25 protein-coding genes and 1 pseudogene are annotated in these 21,276 nt (G+C 65.0%); 13 read left to right on the forward strand and 13 right to left on the reverse strand.

All coding sequences use genetic code 11. The features are described from left to right. Nucleotides 1-39 precede the first annotated feature (39 nt). Nucleotides 40-4,293: an NACHT domain-containing protein gene (locus tag JZ792_RS08555; protein ID WP_216908590.1), complete on the reverse strand. Its 4,254-nt coding sequence runs from the start codon at nt 4,291-4,293 to the stop codon at nt 40-42. Between the two features lie 156 nt (nt 4,294-4,449). On the opposite strand from JZ792_RS08555, the gene JZ792_RS08560 reads away from it, so the two are divergent. The 3 genes from JZ792_RS08560 (at nt 4,450) to JZ792_RS08570 (ending at nt 7,593) form a co-directional block, all read left to right on the forward strand. Next, nucleotides 4,450-4,878, forward strand: coding sequence for a hypothetical protein (locus JZ792_RS08560; protein ID WP_216908592.1), 429 nt, complete (start codon nt 4,450-4,452; stop codon nt 4,876-4,878). A gap of 233 nt (nt 4,879-5,111) precedes the next feature. Further along, on the forward strand, nt 5,112-6,386 hold the full coding sequence (locus JZ792_RS08565) for a DUF6880 family protein (RefSeq protein ID WP_308165208.1): 1,275 nt from the start codon (nt 5,112-5,114) through the stop codon (nt 6,384-6,386). Nucleotides 6,387-7,170: 784 nt separating this feature from the next. Continuing rightward, the gene (locus JZ792_RS08570; RefSeq protein WP_216908594.1) at nt 7,171-7,593 is read left to right on the forward strand and encodes a cofilin family protein; all 423 of its coding nucleotides are present in this window, start codon (nt 7,171-7,173) and stop codon (nt 7,591-7,593) included. Between the two features lie 396 nt (nt 7,594-7,989). Here JZ792_RS08570 and JZ792_RS41895 read toward each other — a convergent pair whose 3' ends face one another. Beyond that, nucleotides 7,990-8,175 (reverse strand): hypothetical protein, encoded by a 186-nt coding sequence (locus tag JZ792_RS41895; protein ID WP_254189516.1) that lies wholly within the window; start codon nt 8,173-8,175, stop codon nt 7,990-7,992. Nucleotides 8,176-8,179: 4 nt separating this feature from the next. Between JZ792_RS41895 and JZ792_RS08575 the strand changes: the two genes are divergently transcribed. Further along, nucleotides 8,180-8,674, forward strand: coding sequence for a hypothetical protein (locus JZ792_RS08575; protein ID WP_254189517.1), 495 nt, complete (start codon nt 8,180-8,182; stop codon nt 8,672-8,674). A 563-nt stretch (nt 8,675-9,237) separates the two neighbouring features. Here JZ792_RS08575 and JZ792_RS08580 read toward each other — a convergent pair. Continuing rightward, complete coding sequence (locus JZ792_RS08580; protein ID WP_216908598.1) at nt 9,238-9,546, reverse strand: hypothetical protein; 309 nt, start codon at nt 9,544-9,546, stop codon at nt 9,238-9,240. A gap of 119 nt (nt 9,547-9,665) precedes the next feature. Here JZ792_RS08580 and JZ792_RS08585 point away from each other — a divergent pair, with 119 nt between their 5' ends. Beyond that, nucleotides 9,666-10,022 carry a hypothetical protein gene (locus JZ792_RS08585; protein WP_216908600.1) on the forward strand — a complete coding sequence of 119 codons (357 nt, stop codon included), beginning with the start codon at nt 9,666-9,668 and terminating at the stop codon, nt 10,020-10,022. A gap of 74 nt (nt 10,023-10,096) precedes the next feature. Here the strand turns inward: JZ792_RS08585 and JZ792_RS08590 are convergent, their stop codons facing one another. The 4 genes from JZ792_RS08590 to JZ792_RS08605 all read right to left on the reverse strand — a co-directional run bounded on the left by JZ792_RS08590 (nt 10,097) and on the right by JZ792_RS08605 (nt 13,215). Then, nucleotides 10,097-10,372, reverse strand: coding sequence for a GlsB/YeaQ/YmgE family stress response membrane protein (locus JZ792_RS08590; RefSeq protein WP_216908602.1), 276 nt, complete (start codon nt 10,370-10,372; stop codon nt 10,097-10,099). Between the two features lie 364 nt (nt 10,373-10,736). Further along, nucleotides 10,737-11,111 (reverse strand): STAS domain-containing protein, encoded by a 375-nt coding sequence (locus JZ792_RS08595; protein ID WP_216908604.1) that lies wholly within the window; start codon nt 11,109-11,111, stop codon nt 10,737-10,739. Continuing rightward, nucleotides 11,108-12,418, reverse strand: coding sequence for a PP2C family protein-serine/threonine phosphatase (locus JZ792_RS08600; protein WP_254189518.1), 1,311 nt, complete (start codon nt 12,416-12,418; stop codon nt 11,108-11,110). The genes JZ792_RS08595 and JZ792_RS08600 overlap by 4 nt, the downstream gene beginning before the upstream one ends. Next, entirely contained in the window at nt 12,418-13,215 is a 798-nt protein-coding gene (locus JZ792_RS08605) for an alpha/beta fold hydrolase (protein WP_216908606.1), read from the reverse strand. The genes JZ792_RS08600 and JZ792_RS08605 overlap by 1 nt, the downstream gene beginning before the upstream one ends. 128 nt (nt 13,216-13,343) lie before the next feature. Here JZ792_RS08605 and JZ792_RS08610 point away from each other — a divergent pair, with 128 nt between their 5' ends. The 6 genes from JZ792_RS08610 to JZ792_RS08635 all read left to right on the forward strand — a co-directional run bounded on the left by JZ792_RS08610 (nt 13,344) and on the right by JZ792_RS08635 (nt 15,897). After that, nucleotides 13,344-13,748, forward strand: coding sequence for a response regulator (locus JZ792_RS08610; protein ID WP_308165209.1), 405 nt, complete (start codon nt 13,344-13,346; stop codon nt 13,746-13,748). Between the two features lie 159 nt (nt 13,749-13,907). Continuing rightward, on the forward strand, nt 13,908-14,342 hold the full coding sequence (locus tag JZ792_RS08615; RefSeq protein ID WP_216908608.1) for a hypothetical protein: 435 nt from the start codon (nt 13,908-13,910) through the stop codon (nt 14,340-14,342). After that, on the forward strand, nt 14,336-14,473 hold the full coding sequence (locus JZ792_RS08620) for a hypothetical protein (protein ID WP_216908610.1): 138 nt from the start codon (nt 14,336-14,338) through the stop codon (nt 14,471-14,473). The genes JZ792_RS08615 and JZ792_RS08620 overlap by 7 nt, the downstream gene beginning before the upstream one ends. Before the next feature lie 104 nt (nt 14,474-14,577). Continuing rightward, nucleotides 14,578-15,012, forward strand: coding sequence for a hypothetical protein (locus JZ792_RS08625; RefSeq protein ID WP_216908612.1), 435 nt, complete (start codon nt 14,578-14,580; stop codon nt 15,010-15,012). Further along, the gene (locus tag JZ792_RS08630) at nt 15,009-15,272 is read left to right on the forward strand and encodes a DUF4235 domain-containing protein (protein WP_216908614.1); all 264 of its coding nucleotides are present in this window, start codon (nt 15,009-15,011) and stop codon (nt 15,270-15,272) included. The genes JZ792_RS08625 and JZ792_RS08630 overlap by 4 nt, the downstream gene beginning before the upstream one ends. A gap of 127 nt (nt 15,273-15,399) precedes the next feature. Next, complete coding sequence (locus tag JZ792_RS08635) at nt 15,400-15,897, forward strand: hypothetical protein (protein ID WP_216908616.1); 498 nt, start codon at nt 15,400-15,402, stop codon at nt 15,895-15,897. Nucleotides 15,898-16,357: 460 nt separating this feature from the next. Here the strand turns inward: JZ792_RS08635 and JZ792_RS08640 are convergent, their stop codons facing one another. The 5 genes from JZ792_RS08640 to JZ792_RS08660 form a co-directional block, all read right to left on the reverse strand. After that, a complete protein-coding gene (locus JZ792_RS08640) occupies nt 16,358-17,155 on the reverse strand; it encodes a HemK2/MTQ2 family protein methyltransferase (RefSeq protein ID WP_308165210.1) in 798 nt (265 codons plus the stop codon). A gap of 321 nt (nt 17,156-17,476) precedes the next feature. Further along, entirely contained in the window at nt 17,477-17,626 is a 150-nt protein-coding gene (locus JZ792_RS08645) for a hypothetical protein (RefSeq protein WP_216908618.1), read from the reverse strand. 36 nt (nt 17,627-17,662) lie between these two features. Continuing rightward, complete coding sequence (locus JZ792_RS08650) at nt 17,663-18,505, reverse strand: SDR family oxidoreductase (RefSeq protein WP_216908620.1); 843 nt, start codon at nt 18,503-18,505, stop codon at nt 17,663-17,665. A 112-nt stretch (nt 18,506-18,617) separates the two neighbouring features. Further along, nucleotides 18,618-18,956, reverse strand: a complete 339-nt coding sequence (locus tag JZ792_RS08655) for a plasmid stabilization protein (RefSeq protein WP_216908622.1) — start codon at nt 18,954-18,956, stop codon at nt 18,618-18,620. An 84-nt stretch (nt 18,957-19,040) separates the two neighbouring features. Beyond that, nucleotides 19,041-19,640 carry a flavodoxin family protein gene (locus JZ792_RS08660; RefSeq protein WP_216908624.1) on the reverse strand — a complete coding sequence of 200 codons (600 nt, stop codon included), beginning with the start codon at nt 19,638-19,640 and terminating at the stop codon, nt 19,041-19,043. Nucleotides 19,641-19,899: 259 nt separating this feature from the next. On the opposite strand from JZ792_RS08660, the pseudogene JZ792_RS41900 reads away from it, so the two are divergent. Together JZ792_RS41900 and JZ792_RS08665 are read left to right on the forward strand one after the other, a co-directional pair. After that, nucleotides 19,900-20,031, forward strand: a pseudogene (locus tag JZ792_RS41900) (microaggregate-binding protein 1); the annotation flags it as partial. 172 nt (nt 20,032-20,203) lie between these two features. Next, nucleotides 20,204-20,536, forward strand: coding sequence for a hypothetical protein (locus JZ792_RS08665; RefSeq protein ID WP_254189519.1), 333 nt, complete (start codon nt 20,204-20,206; stop codon nt 20,534-20,536). A gap of 30 nt (nt 20,537-20,566) precedes the next feature. On the opposite strand, the gene JZ792_RS08670 is transcribed toward JZ792_RS08665, so the two are convergent. Then, complete coding sequence (locus JZ792_RS08670; protein WP_216908626.1) at nt 20,567-21,016, reverse strand: ATP-binding protein; 450 nt, start codon at nt 21,014-21,016, stop codon at nt 20,567-20,569. Nucleotides 21,017-21,276: the final 260 nt, after the last annotated feature.

A 21,276-nucleotide genomic window follows, 5' to 3' on the forward strand; every position in this document is an offset into this window, starting at 1 on the left:
GACCAGGACGCCTGCTCGTGCAGCGGTCCCAGTCGTACGTCAGTCGAACTCGCTGGGATCCGAGTCGTACATGTCAAGAAGCGCACTCGGGGTAGTTGTCGAGACGGTAAGAACGTACGGGGTGATGGATAGCCCTGTGGTTCGCCTTATTTCGGCCGCCTGCGCCTGCAACGTCGCCAAGAGCTGCGGGGCCGACACATGAGATTCCGTCCTGTTTCGAGAGGCATTGTCTCCGGCCGCGGTCCATTGATCGAGTGGATACCACGCGACCAGGTAGATACCCGAGCTCGAATTTGCCATTCGAAGGTACGGGAGTAGTTGACCTTGCTGTGCAGTGAGAACGTCTTTGTGCCAGATTCCTTTTATCTCGATGGGTGTCGTTATCGTGGCAGCGACCTCGAACTGATGCGAGATGGCATCGACCAGTATGTCGGGGCGTAGTCCTGAGTCTCCCGGACCGGTGGGTTGGATGACGACTTCTCTGTTGACGACTATTGGCCGTTCAGCGAGTCGTAGTTTGAGTTCGTGTGTGATGTACACACCGAAGGACCCTTCCGGTTTCGGACGGAAGCGATCAGTTCGGCTGCCATTTTCGGTCCGTTCCCGTTCACGGTCCCAGAGCAAGAACCCGTGGGTGTGAATGTCTTTTTCTATATCGATGAGGGTCTCGATGACAACGGCTGCGAGTTGTGCTGCGGAGCTGATGATGCGGCGGCGGGGATCAGCCAGTAGGTCTCGTATGTTCAAGGTCGATAGGCTGGCGGTCGCCTTTCTCTGGGCCATTGCTCTCGCGTTGACGAGCGCGGCACGTAGTTCGAGAGCGTCGGGGGCGCTTTCGAGCAGTTCGCGAAGCCCGCGGACGACGGCCGCTGTGCCGCGTCTGGTCGCTTCGGCGAGTACCGCCCTGCGCATGCTGTGCACTTCCTGAACCGGAGTCACTTCCGAGAAACCGACGTGGTGAACCTCGGTGTTCGGCGGATGAACTCGGGCGAGCCACCGGTAGCAGGAAACGATGTCGGAGTCGGAGAGGTGCCGCGCCAGGGCGTCCGCGATGTGGTGCTCAGTACATGCGTAGGCGAGGTCGCGCGCGAACTCGGCCGTCTCGATGATGGCGACGTGAACGAATGGCCATTGACGCCGGGTATCAGTGGCCAGCAGCAAGGCGGCTGACGCGGTGGCGATCTCCTTCGCACGCCCGGTGTTGGATTCTCGTGCAACGGAGAAGACACTGCGTACATGGAGGACAGCTTGTTCATCGTGCAGCTTCAACGACTGTCGTAGCAGCACTGACCAAACCTTCAGTGCGGCAGAGAGATCACTGGCTTGCTCGACCACGCCGCTCCCCTGGTCGCGCTCGGCATCGAAGTCTGGTCCTGCCGCGAACGATCCAGTGCGTTCTTCACTCTGGCGGATCGAGTCAAGGATTGAACATGCCAGAGTGACCATGCGGGGATGTGCCGGGCGGGGAAGTAGAGGCATGGTCTGCACGAAGAACCAGGGCGAGGTCGCATTGTCCAGGGTTGTCCGTGCCCATTCGTCGATGCACTCGGTCAGGGAACTCAGCGCATGCTGGGTCACGAATCCGAGGAGTTCGGTGAACAGATCGGGATCCTGATCGTTGAGTCCCGGCCATCCGGCCAGGATGGCGGCAGTCCACGACGCCCAACTCGTCGGGGACAGGGAGCGAAGGCCACTCGTCCCTTCGGTGCGGTAGAGGAACGCGAGGCCGATCACACCGGCCTCAGCGCGCCGATCGGTTTTATCCAATCCCAACCATGCCTCATGGTGGTCGTGTGCGGACTGGAGGTATGAGATCGAAGCGGTGCGGAAGGACCTGGGAAATTCCGGGGCTGCCCATATCGACACGCCGGGGCTATCAGCCACGTCCAGGGATCGCGCATCCTCGAATCGTCCCGTGGACGGATTGACCCACAGTAGGTACACCAGCGTCCAGAACGCTTCGTTGTCCCCACCGGCCGCTGCTACGAGGCGTTGTCGCTGGGCGGAAACGAAGTCCTCGGCCATGTCCCAGGACGACCTCGTAGTGGTCTGTCTGCGCATTATCCTGGCGTAGTCGTCATCGATCGGCATCCCGTCGAATACCCACCGAAAGTGTTCGCGCTCTGGCGAATTCGGTCGGTCTTCCAGCAGGGCGAAGGTGTCTGGATTGTACGGATCGGCGACAATCGAGACAAGCAGGGCATACGCTTGCACCAGCGAAGGAACGACCATCTCACCGAATGTGTCGATCTGAGCCAGGCACCACACGGTATCGCTGTCATCGAGTAGACGTTGCCGCTCACGCCGCTCGGCTTCGACGGGTGTTCGGATCGGACTCTGCTGGAAGACCTGCTCGTGGCACCACTCCGACACCACAAGGTACGCACCGTAGCGATCGAATGGTTGCTCCGCGGCCGTGAGGCGAAGCACCAACTCGTGAGCCAGTCTCCGACGCAGGTCGGTGGTGGAGGACAGCTCTGTTCCGTTGCGGTCAACGAGTTCCAGCCGAGTGGGCATAGGGATCCTGAACGATGCACGGATCAGCGGAGCGACCATCTCGGCCACCGCAGCGAGCAGCTCATACACTCTGCTCGACGCGAACACTCGATCGAGCACGGGCGCAATGAACTCCCGAAGTCCCCACTCGTCTTCGTCGGAGAGACCGAGCAGCGGAACCCTACGGACAGGATCGGAAACCGTGGTGTCGAGGTCAGCCGTCCCTTCCGGTTCGGCGACAAATGCTCGAACTGCCATGTCGGCGTATACGAGGAATCGATCGAGATCCACGTCGCGAACCTCGCGGGCGAACCGCTCGGCTTCGCCTTGATAGACACCGATGCCCATGGTTTGGCGACGCACGCGGACATGCACGACGGCCTCGTCGAAGCTGAGGTGCTCGGGCCACAACAGCGACAGCAAGGTGCCCACCAGTTCACTCTCGCCCGAGAGATCGTCGAAGTCGTCGTCATTCGGCAGCGCGTGTGCGGACACCTGCGTGATCACCAGCTGCTGAAGCAATCCTCGCAAACGAGGAACAGCGCTGTCAGGCCAGCAATTCATCGCCGCACGCGCTGCACGTTGGCGTACCGACACCGGCAACCCCCGCGACTCGACCAGGTGGAGCAGTGCAGCGGTCGCACCTTCGACCCGTGAGTCATGGGCAATCCGCACAGCCACCCGGACACGAGCCAGGTCAGCCCACTCATACTCGGCATCTTCCGCAGCAGACCGGAGAATGGCCGATAGTTTCGCTGCGATAGCCGGATGATTCAGATCCCACCGGGCCCGCGGCCACTCGGCACCGCCACCGAGTTCGATGCGCTCGGCCAGATTCAGCAATCCCCGCACCAACACCGACCTAATCTCGGAGTCGGGAATCCACATCGAATATCCGGCCAAGGACTGAGGATCAGCTACGGCGAGCCACTCGGCCTGGCGAGGTGCCATACCTGCCATCCAGGCCGCCGTCTCACGCAGGTGTTCGGGAATCTGAGCTGTCGGCTCATCGGGAGCACCGACCAAGAACACACCTGACAGCTGCCGCTCCAGGGCGCGGCTCCCGAGTGATCGCAACCGAGCGACGAGGTATTTGGCGGCGAGGAACGCCGCGACAGAAGAATGAGTGAACTCGGTGCTTTCGGACCCGGGCGCGAACATGTTGGTAGCCAACGTCTCACGGACTTTGACCGGCGTGACGTCGAATTCCCCGAGTCCTGCGGCCTCACGCCCAGAGGCGAGTAGGCCAGGAGTAATCTCTTCGCTGTGCGCCCACGCGCTACTGCCGGTTCGGAGGGTCCGCCGTCCCGACAGCAGCAGGTACGCAGCAATCCGCGACGCGATGGCCATCCGCTCTTCGAGGCTGGACTCCGACAGTCCGATTTCGGCTTCGTGAGGCGAGCTGAGGAGATGACGTGCATTCCGCTCGAAGATGCTCAGCGCAGGGCCGCCACGTTCGGCCCCGGCCGCCCAGTCGCTGATCAACATTCCCAGCGTCAGCGGTGAAGTGGCCAGCGCGCCCGCGCCGCTGCGGCACATCGCTTCGAGGAAGACTTCGGGATCCGAGACATCCTCTGCGGCAACCGCTACTGCTTGATCCCTGGTCAACGGGGCGAGTTCGGCGACAATACACGAACCGAACGATCGCTCGAGTATCGAGGTCACCGACTTCGGATACTCCGCAGCACGACATGCAATGAGCACATTGAGACTACGGGTGTCCTTGCCTTCGAGTGCCGCCCCGAAGTACCGGACAAATTGGTCCAGGTCGGGATGCTCATCGAGCTGATCGATCACTAAGGTGAGAAGCCCAGTGGGCAAAGTTGGGTTGTCGACTACCGATATGCCCTGTAGGTCCGGCAACGCCGAAATATGCTGTCCCACTGCGGAGGTGAATGCTTCGCGATCGATTAGGCCAGGTGCCGATGCCCATACTGTGCCGGGGAACCCGGGATGGTCTGGGGGCGCGCCTCGGTCCTCGACAATGTGACGCAGGGTGGTGGTCTTGCCGATGCCCGGACCTCCGAGCACAACGAGCGCTCGTCCCTGAGCAGCGTCAGCGGGGGTAAGCATCTCCAAGCGGGCTCGGGACCGCTCCAGATCCAAGAATCCGTCGGTATCCAGCACGAATGCCGGATCACGATCAGGCTCTTCAGACAGCACACGCATCCAACGGCCAGATCGCAAGCTCAACTCAACCCCCGTTTCTCAGTTCGAACTCACGCACTTCCGCATGCGCAGCAACTCCCGCAACTCCGCAGACTCGCTGGTGTTGGTTCCCGCCTTTACGCCGTCGTCGACGTCGACCTGGCGCATCCATTTCGTCAGCGTCACCGGATGGATCCCGAAATCCGCTGGATCCCGAAATCCGCCGCGATCTGATCCAGCGTCACGCCTTCGCCGCAGGTTACGGGCGACGCGGACGACATCGTCACGGAACTCGCGAGGGTAGGGCTTGGGCACGATGACATCCTCTCAGGCCTGCTACACGGCAGGCCATCTCGATGACACCTATCCGTGCAGCAGCCCCATTCGCACCGATAAGAACCTTGCTGGCAGTTTCACCTTGCCTTCTTGACTTCTCTACATCGATCCGCTCGAGGCACAATCGCGGGGTGTCCGATCTCGCGAACACCGTATTGCCGTTGATCCGAACTCGTGGCGAGTTGTATCGCCGGGGCGCGGCGAACGCGCACGGCGGGCAGATGCACGAGGCGGTGGACGTCCTCGATGCTGCGGTGGGGACCGAGGATCCCGCGACAGTGTTCGCGGTGACGCAAAAGGCGCTCGCCAGCGCGTTGACCGTCATCGCCCGCGTCGATGATTCCAGCGGCATCATCGGCGACGCTGTTCGTCGACTGCTGTGCTTGCACGCCGCGACGGCCGCCACCGCGAAACCGTCGGTAGCGAGGCTGGTGGCGTGGATGATGAAGTTCCAATTCGACAGCGACGTGGACTATTTCGAACTCGACCCCGTCGCCTACGCTCCCGCGCTCGGCGACGAGGGAATCGCCTTGTACCGCAACGAGCTCGGAAAGGTCGCTGCCGAACTCGGTCTGCGGCCGACGCAGTTCCGGCCGGGCTCGGATGCCGGCCTCCTCGCCGAGGACGAGGACCGACAGCGGCGGGCACACGACCATCACGTCCGATTCACTCTGGGGTGGAACGCTCGCCGGATGGCGGTCCTCGACCGTGACGTGGACGCGATCATCGCCACCCATTCCCGCGACCGGGCGGTCGCGGCGTGGCTCACCGACACCTCCGTGGCCCTGGCCGAGATCGGCGAGTTCAACCTGGCCATCGACTGGGCGAAACAGGCCACCGACTTCGGCACCGGCCACCAGTCGTCGGCCGCCGGTGACCACTGGTGCGCCCTGCTGGCGCGACATCGACCTGACGAGGAACTCGCCGCACGCCTGGAAGTCTTCCGACGCTGGCCTTCCTCGAGCAGCGCCGCGCGCCTCTACGCGTGTGCCGGTGATTCCTGGCCGCAGCATTGTCGGGATGTGCTCGACCGGCTCTCGTCGAATCCCCGAGATGCCGTGCAGTTCACACTATCGACGTTGCGCGATCCAGAACTGGCATGGCAGTTGGCCCACTCGCTCGACCTGCACAGTGCCGATGTCTGGAACCGTCTGGCCACCGCCTACGAGAAGGTCGACCCGCTCGCGGTCTTGCCTGTGCTCACAGACCTGGTCACCACGGAACTCGCCGAAACCGGCGCGGGCCACTATCGGGTCGCCGCGAAATATCTCAAGAGAATGCGTGTACTCGCGGCCGGGACCGAGAAACGGTCCGAGGTCGACCAGTTGGTGATCGAACTCCGCGAGACGCACCATCGCCGCCCCCGTCTCCAGCAGGAATTCGACCGGGCCGGACTGCCACGGTAACCCGACTCGAACGGATGAACCACAAGCCGCTGGTGGTACTACGCATCCCTGACGATCGACCGGCCACTGACCTCGACCCAGATATCAGCACTCTATTTCCGCAGGTCGATCCGTGTGGTTAGCGGATGTGTCCCCCTCCGGACACATTGTTCATATGCTTTGACAGCGGTTGTTCCCTGGCCGCATCAATCACCGTCCATAAAGGACTAGGTCAGGCCGTGGGGGTGCAAGTCCCACCTCGGACACATCCCGAGGGGCTTCGCTATAGGCGAACTCGGCCGCGGAGGTTCACCCGATGACCGGCCCGTTGTTGCCGGGCGGCTCCGGATCGGACCACCCTTCCAAGGTAGGAAGGTGTGGGGTCTGCCGAAGAAGGAGCTTCAACAATGCGTTGGCCGCAGCAGTATTGAGCACAGGCAACTCCGACGGAACCACCACAACGATGCAGGCCCCCGCCCGATAATTCGACGGTTCGTCCTGGTCAGTTTTCGGCCGATGTCCACCAACTGTTCCGAATCGTGGCGCACGACGCGGCTGTGGGCACATCCACTGTGTGCGAACCCGCCACCAGCCGAGGACCGCTCAGGGGTCGACGTCTCGGTCAGCGCTGACGGTTCGACCGTGATCGGGCCGATCTGTTCTACGACACGTGGATGCCCGGTCGACGCCGAAGGCTCCGGGTCGTGACACACCGGGTTCGGCCCGCCTGCGTGCTGGTGCGGTGATGTCGTGTGAGTATGCAGCTCATCCGGTATTTCGAACCGATCCTAAGAGCGGGTGACGGGTGGGATCTACAGCACCGACCCTGGGCGCGACAGCGCGGCGTGCGTGTGTCGATCTCGAATCGCACAGGGCATACCGCTATATCCAGTTACGCCTGTCCGATGACCGGCGGATCGAGGTCGAGCGCACGTGTGTGTCTGCGGACTACGACCAGTTCGTGGCCACCCTTCCACTGAGCCGTTGCCGGTGGGCGATCTACGACGTCCACGACGCGGTGAGCCGGTGCATCGTGCTCATCACCTGGCTTCCGGACCTGGCCACGATCAAGGAACGGCTGCTCTACGCAGCCGCCACACGGCAACTACGCGCCACCCTGCCCGGCATCGACCTGGCCGTGCACGCCGAAACCCACAGAGACCTGTCGCTGGCGACCATCCTGGCTCGCACCGACTGCGCACAGCCGGGACACGGAAAAGATGATTGATCGTTGAACTACGTTTCGATCGAGACGGTCTCACCGACCACACACCGCAAGGAACCGAACTCGATCACCGCCAACACCATGCCCGCCACCGCGCAGGTATCGCATCGAACCCGGTACCGCATGACTGTCGGGCCTGATCATCACACCGCTCACCACCGGCATCGCCGTCCTGTCTGCATCGATCCTGACGGCGGTGTGCGTGGGCATCGCGATCACCGTCGCCCGTGTAATCGGATCGGTCCCACAAGCCCGAGCCCCCCAATCCGGCGAACTCTTGTCCCGCGACGCTTCCCGGCGCCGGTCGAATTCATGCCCAATCTGCATCGTCGCTCGTGACGAACCCCTCTGACAACCAATTCGAAAACAACCACGAAGGGGTTTGAGACTCATGGTCGACTACCGCAAAACCACCGCGATCGTCGCGATCGCCGCCTTGGCGCTGCTGCCGGCGACGGCCTGTTCGAGCGACGACGAATCGAATACCTCCACCACCAGCACGTCTGCCAGCAGTTCGGCTGCCGCCGCTACCAGCACCGCTGTCACGCCTGTCGCGCAGATCGACGGGTTGACCGGCAAAACCACCGCAGTGGCACTGGACAAGGGCTTCACCGACGCATTGAGCACCCTGGGCCTCACGCCGGGTGTGCTGGGCAGCGCCACCCTGGCCGACGGATCGGTCGTCTTCCCCATCACCGGCGGCAACGTGAAGTACTACACCCCCGGCACCGTCAACCCGTATGTGCAGGGCAACATCAAACACACCGGCAGCGGGCTGTCGCTGACCGCTGGATCTACTACGGTCGAGCTGACCGATTTCGATATCGATCCCGGCACCTCGGTTCTCTACGGTGACGTGAAAGTCAACGGCGCCCCCGCCGCGACCCACGCCGTGCTGTTCGACCTCGACGGCAGCACACTGCAACCGCTGCAGAACGGCCCCGAGGACACCGCGGTCCTTCAGGGCACACGGGTGCTGGTGTCGGGCGACGCGGCCGCACTGTTGAACAAGACGTTCAACACCGACGCGGTCAAATCCGGTTTGCTCGTCGGTACCGCCACGATCACCCTCAACACCAAATAGCACTGGTCGCCCCGCCGGGGTTCGGCCGTAACGATCGACCGAGATGTCGGCATCCGTTGCGGTACAACAGGAGTCACCTCGACTCATCCCGGTTCACGTGGTCGATGATCGCGAACAGTCGAAGGCACCCGGCTCACCGCCCCGGGCACCAGCGACGCTTTCAGGTACCGCAGGAGTCACGATGGTTCAACACAGCCAGGACCCGATCGAAGCCAGATACACGAACCCGACCTGCCATCCTCAGCCATGGCCTGCCAACGGCGTCATCTGCGACTACCGGTTCACTGTGACCACCCGTGAGACTGCGGTTGCCCGATGGGAGATGTCCTTTCGGCTCGCGGGAGGCACAGCCCACCTGTATGTCAATCCTGGGGAGAATCCCTGGTACGAGGTCGTCGACACGCGCGATCACGTCGCGGCCGAAGAGGCGGCCGGACGCAGGTTCGTCCTGCGCGCGAAGCCCGGCAATCGGATCGAGCCCGGTCGCGGCCTCCGGGTAGATCTACGACTGCTGTATCGGGGCCCGCAACACACCGATCAGGTCGATCTCCACGAGCTCCACGTCACCGAATGTCGATAGCCGGATTCGGGATCCCGTAGTTGCCGAAGGCAAGAAGAAACCACAGGCCGTGTCGCCCGGTCCTTGAAATCTCATCTGCCGCGACCGGCGAACCGAACATCGAGTGAACGCGGTGCACGACGTCGATGCCGTGACCAGTGGGCACGCCGCCGATGATGATCGACAGGAGCCAGGCCGGTAATTCGATTGACGGACCGGCCCTCCTGCAGCCGGGGTCAGGGACGCGCATCACGCCGGTGGTGGTGATGATGCGGTGACGGCTGCTGAACGGGCGTCCGGTGGCCACGACCATGGCGAGGGTGTCGGCGACCTCGGCGCGGTCGTCGGGATTCGACCGCCGACGCCGGTCGGCCTGCTCAGTGTCGAACCGAACACCGGGCTGGGCTAACTGTCGCGGTGGCGTGCGACGCGGTGGGCCTGGTCGACCTCGAGGTCTTCGCGGAAATCCTCGATCGCGGCGTGGCGGTGCTCGGCACGGCCACCGATCTCAAGATCCTCGTCGCCGATGACGGCGCCGATGGCTTGTTCGGTCTTGGCCTTCGCCTGCGTCACGATGTTCTCGATATCGTCACCGATCCCACTGCCGTGCTCGGACATAGTGACCTCTTCTCCCGGAAAACCGATGTCACCCCCGCTTACCCGCCACCGGGTCGATCAATCCAACGGGGCGTGCGCACCGTTCACGCTGGGTCGGGTCAGTTGCGTTCGCCGGGCGAAAAACAGAAGTGGTCCGAAGCCGACAAGGCTTCGGACCACTTCTCCCCATAGTTCCCGGCGGCTGCTGGAGCTGTAGTCGACCGAAACAACCGGCGACAGTCCCGACCGGGTACGTCTGCGGGCTGTTATCGCAGGGCGTGGTTGCGGCCGGTGACGAGTCGGACCAGGAACAGCAGGATGACAGCGCCACCGAGGCAGGTGAAGAAGCTGAACCACAGCCCACCGCCCTCGACGTCGGTGCCGAGCAACTTCAGCAGGAACCCGCCGAGCAGACCGCCGACGATGCCGACGACGATGTTGAGCAGGATGCCCTGCTGGGCATCGGTTTTCATGAACTTACTCGCGATCCAGCCCGCCAGTCCGCCGATGATGATCCAGCCGATGATTCCCAAACCCAGCATCTCGTTCTCCTCTGCTCACATATCTAGCCGCTCACCGTCCGAGCGTGCTTCGAAGCCCGACATACCCCGTGTTCGCCGGACTAACCGCCACCGCTCGGCAACCCGACCGCTGTGCCGGGTGATCCGCGAGGTCGGGAGCGGGTCTCTCGATGCAGCTCCCGCCAGTAGCTGGCCTACACCGTGAGATAGGCAGCGGTCCCAGCCGGCAGCGGCAGAGCAAGCAGAATCAGCAACAGCGCGATCGGGGAACATCATGGGCCTCAGAGCAGTCGAGGAGGCACGCCGGTCACGATAGCGTTCGGGACCGAGGGTTTCGGGCTGGTCGAGCATGACAGTCATCGCCTGGGCGGTCCCGACCGTGACCTCACGTGCGGGCCTCGGGCGATGCTGCTGCTCTCCAGGCGGTGTGGGCTTGCTCGACGTCGGGGTAGGTGGTGAAGACGCGGTCCAGGCCGATGAGGGTCAGGACCCGCGCCAGGTTCGGCGGTACGGCGACGAGAGCGAACCCGGCGTCGGTGTCGGTAGCGCGATGGCTGGCCGCGATGAGGGCGGAGATGCCGCTGGAGTCGCACAGTCGCAGCCCGGCCAGGTCGATGAGCAGCAGTTGCCCGCGCGACAGTGCCACTCGCTGGATCGCGGCGTAGGCGGTGTGGGCGGTGTGGGCGTCGAGGTCCCCGGTGAAGGCGAGCACCGGCCCCGCCGTGGTGGCGTGGCTGGTGGTGGCGAATTCGGTGTTCACGGTCGCGGGCCTTCGGTCGACGGGATGCTCAGGGCGAGTAGGGCGGTGTCGTCGTCGACTCCGTCGCCGAACGCGGTCAGTAGCTCGGTGAGTGCGGCGATCAGTGTCGACGCGTCCACGGACCCGAGAGTGGTGATGTGGTGGCGGAGTTGTTCCTCGCTGAAGCGTTCCCGCCCGCCGGTGCGGGCTTCGGTGAGTCCGTCGGTGTAGAACAACAGAGTATCGCCCGGTAGTAGCTGTACCTCGACGGTGGTGAAGGTCGCGGTGGGGAACGCACCGACGAGCATCCCGCCCGGCGCCTCGATCAGACTGGTGGTGCCGTCGGCGCGGATCAACACCGCGGGGGTGTGCCCACCGGTCGCCAGGGTGAGCCCGAACCCGGTGTCGGTGGGGGTGAGGGAGCCGTAGACGACGGTGCAGAAGCGGGGCTCGTCACGCCGATACCGGTGGTGCAGCACGGTATTGAGGTTGTCGAGTACCGAGATCGGATCGGGGTCGTAGACCGCGGCCGCACGCAGGGTGTAGCGGGTCAGGGAGGTGACCGCGGCGGCGGTGGCCCCTTTGCCGGACACGTCGCCGAGAAAGAATCCCCAGGCGTCACCGCGCAGCGGGAACAGGTCGTAGAAGTCGCCGCCGACCTCATCGGCGGAGGCGGGGTGGTAGTAGGCGGCGATCTGTAGTCCGGGCACCTGCGGGAGTTCGGGTGGCAGCAGGCTGCGCTGCAAGGTGGTGGCGAGTTTCTGGACCCGGTCGCGTTCACGATCGGCGTCCTCGCGTGCTCGATCCGCGGATTCGCGGGCCTGCTCGGCGTCTCGGCGGGCGCGCAGGAGTTCTTGTTCGTAGGCTCGCCGGTCGGTGGCGTCGAAGAGGGTGGTGCGGATCAGCTGCGCGGTGCCGTCGGGGCCGGTCTTGACCACCGAGGTCACCAGCACGGGGAGCCGAGATCCGTTGGCGCCCCGCAGTTCCAGGGCGAGGCCGCCGACTTCGCCGTGCATGGCCAGCATCGGTGCGAGGTGGGTTTCGTAGTACATTCGCCCGCCGACGCTGAGTAGGTCGGTGACGCGTCGGTGTCCGACGAGTTCCTCGCGTCGGTAGCCGAGCCAGCCCAGCAGGGTGGTGTTGATCTTGGCGATGGTGCCGTCCATCAGGGTGGACAGGTATCCACAGGGAGCGTTCTCGTAGAGGTCTTCGGCGCTGTCCTCGAGCAATGCGGAGAACGCCGGGTTGGTGTCGGTGCCCTCGGGCCGGTGCTCGTCCCCGCAGGAGCCGCCCCCGCCTCCGGTGACGTCACCGGTCGGCGACATCATCACGAGCGCGCGAACGCCGCGATCGCGGCCGCGGTGGCCTGCGGGGCGCTCAACTGTGGGCAGTGCCCGATCGCATCGAGGGTGACCAGCTCACTCCCCGAGATCTGATCGTGCACGAACGCCCCGACCTCGGGTGGGGCGATCGCGTCCTGTGCGGTCTGGATCACCAGCGTCGGGACCGCGACGTCGGGCAGGTCGGCGCGGTTGTCGGACAGGAACGTGGCCTGGGCGAAGACCCGCGCGATCATCGGGTCGGTGCGGCAGAAACTGTCGGTCAACTCCTCACCCAGCTCGGGACGCTCCGGGTTGCCCATGATCACCGGTGCCATCGACGCCGACCACCCCAGATAGTTCGAGTCCAGCGATTCGAGGAGTTCATCGATGTCGGCACGACTGAATCCACCCCGGTAGTCGCCGTCATCGATGTAGCGCGGCGACGGGGTCAGCAGGACGAGTTTCGCGAACCGCTTCGGGGCCTGATTGGCGGCCAGGACCGCGATCATCGCCGAGACCGAATGCCCGACCAGAACCACATCATGGAGATCGAGTTCGTCGCAGATCTCGACGAGGTCCTCGGCATACCCGGTCAGGTCGCTGTAGCGCTCGGGCGTCCACGCCGACAGATCCGATTTACCGGCGCCGACGTGGTCGAACAGCACCACCTGAAACTCTCGTGCCAGTTCCGGGGCCACGAGCCGCCACAGGTTCTGATCACAGCCGAAACCGTGCGCCAGCAGCAACGTAGGCCCGTCCTCGACACCGGTGACGACCACGTTGTTCCTGTCCCGCACGCTCATCGACCTATACTGCCACGTCCGAGAACGACATCGTCCGGTCGCCGGAGCCGCGAAAGTGGGCGTGGAGGCGCGGGTCGGACGGTATTCCGGCATGTCCACCCATCCCGCCGCCGGCCACAACCCGGTCCGTGGTTGCACCGATCACCCGCACCGGCAACACCCTGCACGTCGTGCGCGACGGAGAAGAAGCCATGGACTTCCTCTACCGCGAAGGCGACCACACCGACGCGCGGCGGCCGGGACTGGTGCTGCTCGACCTCAAGCTCCCCAAGTACAGCGGGCGTCAGATCCTCGAACGCGTCGAGTCCGATCCGGATCTGTGCGATATCCTCGTAGTCGTGCTCACAACCACCTCCTCCGCCTCGGAGGACGACATCGTGAGCAGCTACCGCAGCCACGCCAACGCCTACGTCACCAAACCGGTCGACCTGGGACAGTTCCTCGACGCGATCAAGAAGATCGACGACTTCTTCGTCCAGATCGTGCGCCTGCCCGAACAGCCCGGCCACAACCGCAGGCTCGACACGGACTGACGCGCTCACTCGACGGGTCGGCGTTCACACTCGGCGACCTCGGCGGCCAGGCGCAAAGTTCGATATCGAGATCGCGGGCTATTCGGCTGTGCGACAGTCGGTCCCGGCATCCACGGGGATGGATTCGGTAACCGAACCCTCGAAGATGAACTGTGAGATATGAGCACCAACCGAGCACGCTTGCCGATCGCCCTCGCGTCGGCGTTCATCACCACTGTTGCCCTCGGGACACAGCGGGCGGCAGCCGATTCCGGAGTTCCCGCCACGGACTACGGCGAGAACTGTGTCATCGATCCCGGCGACTTCTCGGTCACCCTCGACTCCCTGCGGGCGCGGTGTTCGCTCGAACAGCAGAACGCGATCTTCTCCGACGCGAGCGCCGGTACGGTGCCGAACGGACCCAAGCACGGATGGGTCATCAGTCCCGCCGCGATACAGCCGATCGCCCCGGCGTTCTGGACCGGTAAGACCTTCTACACCGTCCCTGACGGCGGCCATCTGATGAACCAGGTGAGCCCCGCTGGTGCCGAAGGATTCCGCGCCGATGTCAACCTCGCCCCCGCGATCACCGACGGCGCCCCGGCTGGGTGCTGAACTACGACCTGTCGCCGGTCCCGCAGATCTACGACGAGATCCGCGAGATCACTCCCGGTGTGTGGTTCGGCGACTCGTGGCGACGCGACACGGCCCCGCCGACACTGCTGTTGACCTTCGCCCTGGCATGAGCGCCCACAATTGCGCCCGCGCCGCCGGAGTACGGCCAGCGCGCCGGACAGGTCGTTTACCTGCGGTTTCGGCGGGTACGTCGCAGACAGGAAGCGAGGTATCCATGACCCCCGACAAGCACAGCGCCACACCGCGATCCGAGACTCTCGAAGCACCGGAACTGGTCGCCGTCACCACCCCCGAGCTGACCCCGGGCCTGCACGAGGACGAGGCAGTCCACACCGACCCCCGCGCTCACGGTGACAGCTCGCAATCGGAGATTCCTGGCCCCCCGGATCTGGTCGCTGCCACCACCCCGACCATGACTCCCGGTCTGACCGATGAGCGCGACGATCTGCACACCGACCGCGAAATCACCGCGTCGAGGGTGACCGAACTGCCGGGTACCGCGGCGACGCCGTCGTTGTCCGAACCGGTCGAGGACACGGGCAAACATCTCGCCGAATGGACCCGGCGTAACCTCGCTCCGGTCGCCGCGGTCGGCGCGGCGTCGACAGCCCTCCTGACCTGGGCCGCGCTACGAGGGAGGCGATCATGACCACGTCGCTGTACAAACCGTTGGCCATGGTCGCCGGTGTGGCCGGTGGGATCGCGGCCAACGCGGTCTTCACCCGCGTGTGGCGCACCGTCAGCGGCGAAGACCAGGCACCCCGAGCGACCGCGCGGGACTACAGCTGGCGTGAGGTACTGGTTGCGGCAGCCCTCCAGGGGGCGATCTTCGGGCTGGTGAAAGCCGCGATCGACCGAGCCGGAGCCACGGGTTATCAGCAACTGACGGGTAAATGGCCTGACAAGTAGTTCGACCGGATGAGGGCATCGGAGACGGTGTCCTCGTCACCTCCTTGACCTGCACTGTTGTGGGGATCACGCTGGAAGTGCGGGCGGGTCTTCCGCCCTTATTCCCAACGCAGGAGAGGACTCGGTCATGTCTGGCGAACACCTATCCGAGGAGCCGCAATCGCAGCGAGGAGCCCCCGGTTCGCGCGATACCGGCTCCGACGTGCCCGGCGGCGGCACGACCGACCGCCCCGCCGGAACCTTCGACGAGGAAGAAACCACCTCCGCACGCGAGCACAACCCCGAACAGGACAACCTCGGCTCGACCGGCACCCTGCCCCCGGGTGACGCGCAACCGGCCACGCCACCGTATGAAGGCCGCCGCACCCACGCCACGATCGCCACCAGCAGTGCCGGTCAAGGCTCCGGCGCCAACACCGCAGGCGCGGTGCACCCGGTCGCCGATCCGAAGTTCAAAGCCCCCGCTCCCGAAGACACCCCCGCAGGCGCCACCGCCTCCCCCGCCCAGGAGCAGCCCGCAGCCGGAGCCGCTGAGAACGAGTCCAGCGAAGAAGGTGTCGACACCGGCCATCAGCGCGGTGTCCGCCGCGGCGAGGATCGGCCGCGCGAATCGTCTGCGCGATAGGCGCGACCGGCTCATGCCCCACCGGGAGAGACCGAGGGCCGATCCGCGCAGGTCGGTCCTTCGTCCGCACGCCCCTGCCCGATTAGGTCCCTTCACCTGTCTCGGGCCGCCTGTCTATCGACGGGGTCCTCCCTACGCGCATCGGAATCGCTGGCCGCCCTGCCAGTGGGAGCCGATCCTGCTCGGACGAGCCGATCGTCCCGTGCACGCGTTGGCGGACAGATTCATACTCGGCCCCGATACAGACAGGACCTGAAAGCCGCCGATATGCCTTCAGCTTGTTGTGTGACAACGTTTCTGGATCACCAGCCGGGGAAACGGATCGGTCGGTGCCTCACGTCCTTGCCTCGCACAATGACCACCGGGGCGACCGTGTCCGATGAGGCGGGTCCCGGTTCGATCGTCGGTGCGATTGAGCGAGGGCGAGGTTCTTTTTCGTGGTGAAGGTCATCGTCCGAGTTCACCGGTGGCCGCGGTCGCCGCGAATTACGACCAGCTCTTCGGTCTCGGTGGTGGGAGCAATCCGGCCGGTGTGCGCGAGCCAGGCTGCGCGTGCGCGAAGGACCGGGCCGAACGGGACGCTCGCGCGTGCCACGACCGTCGCTTTCAAATTCTGTGCGCGTAACGCGTCGAGGGTGCGGTCGGGATCGGCGAGCGCCGATTGCACGATAAGCGTTGTGCCGCGCGGTGCGAGTGCGGTGGGCACGAGTTCGCACAGTCGGTCCAGCAGGGCGCGCCCGTCGGCGCCCGCGTCCCAGGCGCGGGCGGCGCCGACAGTGGTCTCGTGTGGGGCAGGAACATAGGGGGGATTGGCCACCACCAGGTCGTAGTCGCGGTGGCCGAACACCGAGGCGAAATCACCGCAATGCACCCGCGCGGGCACTCCGCGCAGGCGCAGGTTCAGCCACGCGGCGGCGGCCGCACGCCGTGAGATGTCGACCGCGGTGACGGTGGCCGCTCCGATCCGCGCGGCGGCGATCGCGAGGGCACCGGTCCCGGTAAAGACATCCACAGCGTGCCCACCGCGCGGGATCCCCGCCTCTGTCAGTGCCTCGGCGAGTAGCCAGGTGTCGGCCTGCGGTGCGTACACCCCGGGCGGACGCAATAGTGCCCGGGTGGGGATCCGCAGCCGATTGCGCGGCCCAGCCATCGGCTCAGTTGTTGCCGCCTCATCGACCCTGTCGTGCATGCCCGGCGAGGCCGGATATGCGCCCGGGTGGGTCGACGGCGTCGGTAGCGAGGTGTCGGCAATGGTCACTGAGGTCCCCCGGCAGCGGAAGTTGATCAAGCAAGACGCTGGGGTCATACCCGCCGCGTCCGCTGTAAAACTGTGGGGCAGAGAGGAATTGCGACGTCGCTGTTCCTCACCCCGGAGCAGCGCCCGCTCAGTGGTGGTTCCCCACCTCCGCAGGCGTCGACGGCTCGGTGCCTATGGCGCCCCTCTTGCCGTCCTACGTGACGGACCCGACGTCGTCCTGCCACGGGTCGATATTGAAAGCGTCTGCCGCCGCGCACAACTCGTTCGAGCCCGCGCGGTCGGCTCATTCACTGGCGGCGGGTCGGACCAGTGCGGCCACGCTCAGATGTCGCGGTTGTGTTCGGTAGCCCGCTGCGCATCGACGGCTTCGGCGAGCTCGATGCGCAACCTGTCAGCGGTCGCGTGATCGCCGGCGTCTTCGGCGGTGGTGATGTCCTGATGCAGTTGAGCGATGGTGTCACGGCTGGCCATTGCTGCTCCTGACGGTAGGCGGTGGTATGGACTCGGTCAGAGGATGGGTCGTCCGCCGGTGACGGCCAGGCGCGCGCCGGAGATGTAGCTGCCGTCCTGGCTGGCCAGCAGGACGTAGGCCGCGGCGAGTTCGGCGGGTTGCCCGGCGCGGCCCAATGGGACGTCGTCGCCGAAGTTCGCGACCTTTTCCGGTGGCATGGTCGAAGGGATCAGTGGCGTCCAGATCGGCCCCGGGGCGACGCTGTTGACGCGGATGCCGCGTTCGCCGAGCAGTTGGGCGAGGCTGGCGGAGAAGTTCGCGATCGCGGCCTTGGTCGCGGCATAGGGTGCCAGCGTGGGTGAGGGCATATCGGAATTGACCGAGGAACTGCCGATGATCGAGGAGCCGGGCGGCATGTGCGGCAGCGCCGCTTTCACCAGGGAGAAGTAGGCGCCGACGTTGACCTTGAAGGTGTAGTCGAACTCCTCGTCACTGATCTCTTCGAGCGTTTCGTGGCTCATCTGGTAGGCCGCGTTACTGACCAGCACGTCGATCTTGCCGAACTCCGCCACCGCACGGTCGATCACAGCGCGGCAGTGCGCCGGATCGGCGAGGTCACCCGGCACCAGGACCGCGCGACGACCACAGGCTTGCTCTACCAGGTCGGCGACCTGTTTCGCGTCGTCGTCCTCATCGAGGTAGGAGATCAGTACGTCGGCGCCCTCGCGGGCGAAGGCGATCGCCACCGCGCGGCCGATACCGCTGTCGGCGCCGGTGATCACCGCGGCCTTGCCGATCATTTTGCCCGAGCCGCGGTAACTGTCCTCACCGCAGTCCGGCACCGGCGACATCCGACTCTGCACGCCGGGAACCGGCTGCTGCTGTTCGGGGAAGCCCATGTTCTCCTCCTGTCACTTGCATTCCGACACTGACCAGGGCGCTTGGTCGAACCTGCGACCGCCGGGCCCTCGTGGATCCAGCCGTCCAGTCAGCCTCGTTCGTCGATTCCGTCTACGCGTTCTTCTTGCGGTCCAGAGCGGCGGCGAGCTGGCTCTTGCTCATCTTCGAGCGGCCCTCGATATTGCGTTGGCGCGCTTCGTTGTACAGCTGATCGCGGGTCGGGCCCTTGGGGCCCTTGCGTCCGGAGCGTTGACCGCCGCACTGCTGGGGTGATTTGTCCTCCACCGAACTGCGGCTGGCGGTCTTGGTCTGTCCGGCCCGAGCACGGTTCTTGTTCACCGTGCGGGCAGCCACTTCCTTGGCTCGCTCGGGGCTGGCGCCCTGCTCCTTCTGCGAGTCGGTGATGTGCTCGTACTGACGTTCCTGCTTATCGGTCCATTCCTTGGGCATCTCACACCTCCTGTACCAGCGGATACCCGCACCCGGGGCACACAATCAGCACGCAGCGGCACCGACGGCGGGTGGCCGGGTCATTCATTGGTGGGGCGGGTATTGCGCGGTACGCAGTAGGTGGGCCATGTGGGCGGCGTTACGTGCCAGCGTGGCGGTGGTGGTGGCGACCTGGTCGAGGTCTTTGTAGTGGGTGGATCCCATCGCGTGGTCGTTCCAGTAGGCGCAGCCCTGAGCGGGGACGGTGAAGCCGCTGTCGTTGAGCGCCTGGAACAGGTCAGCGCTGATCTTGTGCGCGCCGTCCTCGTTGCCCACGACCGCGGCCAGCCCGACCTCGCCGACTGTGGACGGGTGCCCGTGTTCATCGGTTTCGGACAGTTCGGCGTCGAGACGTTCGAGTAACCGCTGAGCGACCGAGGACATGTGTCCCAGCCAGGTCGGCGTGGCGATCAGCACGATCTCGGCATCCAGGATCCGCTGCCGCAGGATCGGCCACTGATCACCGTCGCCTTCGTCGGTACTCACCCCCGGATGGACGTCGTAGTCCAGGACACGGACCACCTCCCCCGCGACGTCGTGCGCGGCGAGGTTCTTCAGGACTTGACGGGCGATCAGGTCACTACTGGATTCGGACGGTGATCGACGCAACGTGCACACCGACGCCACAGCGGACAACTCGGACATGAACACAACCCTTCCTCCGACAGCGGTTCGGCAGGGCAGTAGCCCGCTGGAACGGACGGAAACATCGGCGCGCCCCGATGTCGCACCCACCCCCGTCGCACAAGCAAACAGCCGAAACGTCGACAGAGCGTTCGCGGACCAGATCAGCTCGACAACGAGCGGCCCGCCACGATCGCGCCAAGAGGCATCCACCGCCCTTGCGCCCCGAATACGGGCGCGACGGTATCTGGTTGGTCCAGCCGGGCGCGGGTAGGCGACAGAAGACCGAGCCCACCAGAACAAGGCCGAATCCCAACGCGAAGCCGCGAGCAAGGAAGCCGACGCGGAGAAAGCCCGCGCCGAAGCCGACGTCGACGTAGCCCGTCAAGCCGCCCACCAGCAAGGCCGCTGAACGACGCCGCCCGTCAAACCCGACGAAAGGGGCGCGGGGCGACCACTCACCCCGCGCCCCTTTCCCATCGGCGGCGATCGTGAGGAAATTGTTTGGCCGGGACCGGTTTGCCGGCCGGAAAACGGTGAAGTCCGCATCTGCGGGTGGGGAAGATGGACCAAGGAGAACAGCTATGTCGGATCCGGAGATATCCAGTGACCACGGCCGGGCTGCGGCCTATCCGGGCGACGGGAATTTCCCCGACCACGCGCGCACCTCGCGCAGCCACGCCGGTGAAGGAATACAGGACGGTTACAACGTTCCCGGCATCGTGCTGTGGGCGCTGGGCATCGTCGCGTTGGGCCTGGCCCTGACCGCAGCGGCATACGGATTCAACGGGTGGGCGATCATCGCCGCGATCGTGTGCGCGATCGCCTTCCTCACCGGCACAGGATGGCTACTGCTCGAACACCGCCGCATCAAAAACAAAGAAGGACTCGCCCTGACAGACCAAGCAGGGCACTGACCACACCGACCACCGGTCCCCCGCAGAGGCCTATCTACCTGTTGGCGTTGTTTCCGGGTTGGTGAGCGGTGCGATGAGCTCGACCGTGGTGCCCGATTCGATCACGGTGACCGACGTGTCGGGGACCAGTGCCCGGATGATTGCCAAGCCCCGACCTCGGTGTGAATCGGTACGTCCTCGCACGGAATCAGGTTCGTGGTCGCGCGAAAGCCACTGTCCAGTGTCAGCGATAGTGATCCGTACATTTCCGTTTTCCACGGCAGCCTCGAGACGGATCGTCCGTTGATCACCGTGATGGCCGTGTTCGATGGAGTTGCTGCACGCCTCGCCCGCCGCCAGAAGCAGATCGTAGGCTCTGGCAGGATCCGGGATCGTTTGCGCGAGCCACTGCCGCAGCTCGTGCCGAACGGGAGCCAACTCCACAGCAGCCGCGGGGAATTCGGCTACCAGGGCTGCCGGGGTTACACCTACCTCGCCCATGATGTCCTTCGTCTTCGAGGTCGCCGAATACCTCACCCGTAACCTGGGTCGCCAGACCACAAGACCTGGTATCGGACCATGCGTCGGAATAGCACACCACCGGCAACCCAAATAGCCTACGTCATCTGCCGATCCGGACGGCATCGACCTCGGCCGGGTCACGGACAAGCCATCGACGCCGCAAGCACAATCTGGCTGTCCTCTCCGAACGGGGCACCTATCCGGCGGGTCAGCGCGCGGTATCGTGCACCGGCAGATTC

The sequence above is a fragment of the Nocardia noduli genome (assembly GCF_019038455.1).
GTDB lineage: Bacteria > Actinomycetota > Actinomycetes > Mycobacteriales > Mycobacteriaceae > Nocardia > Nocardia noduli.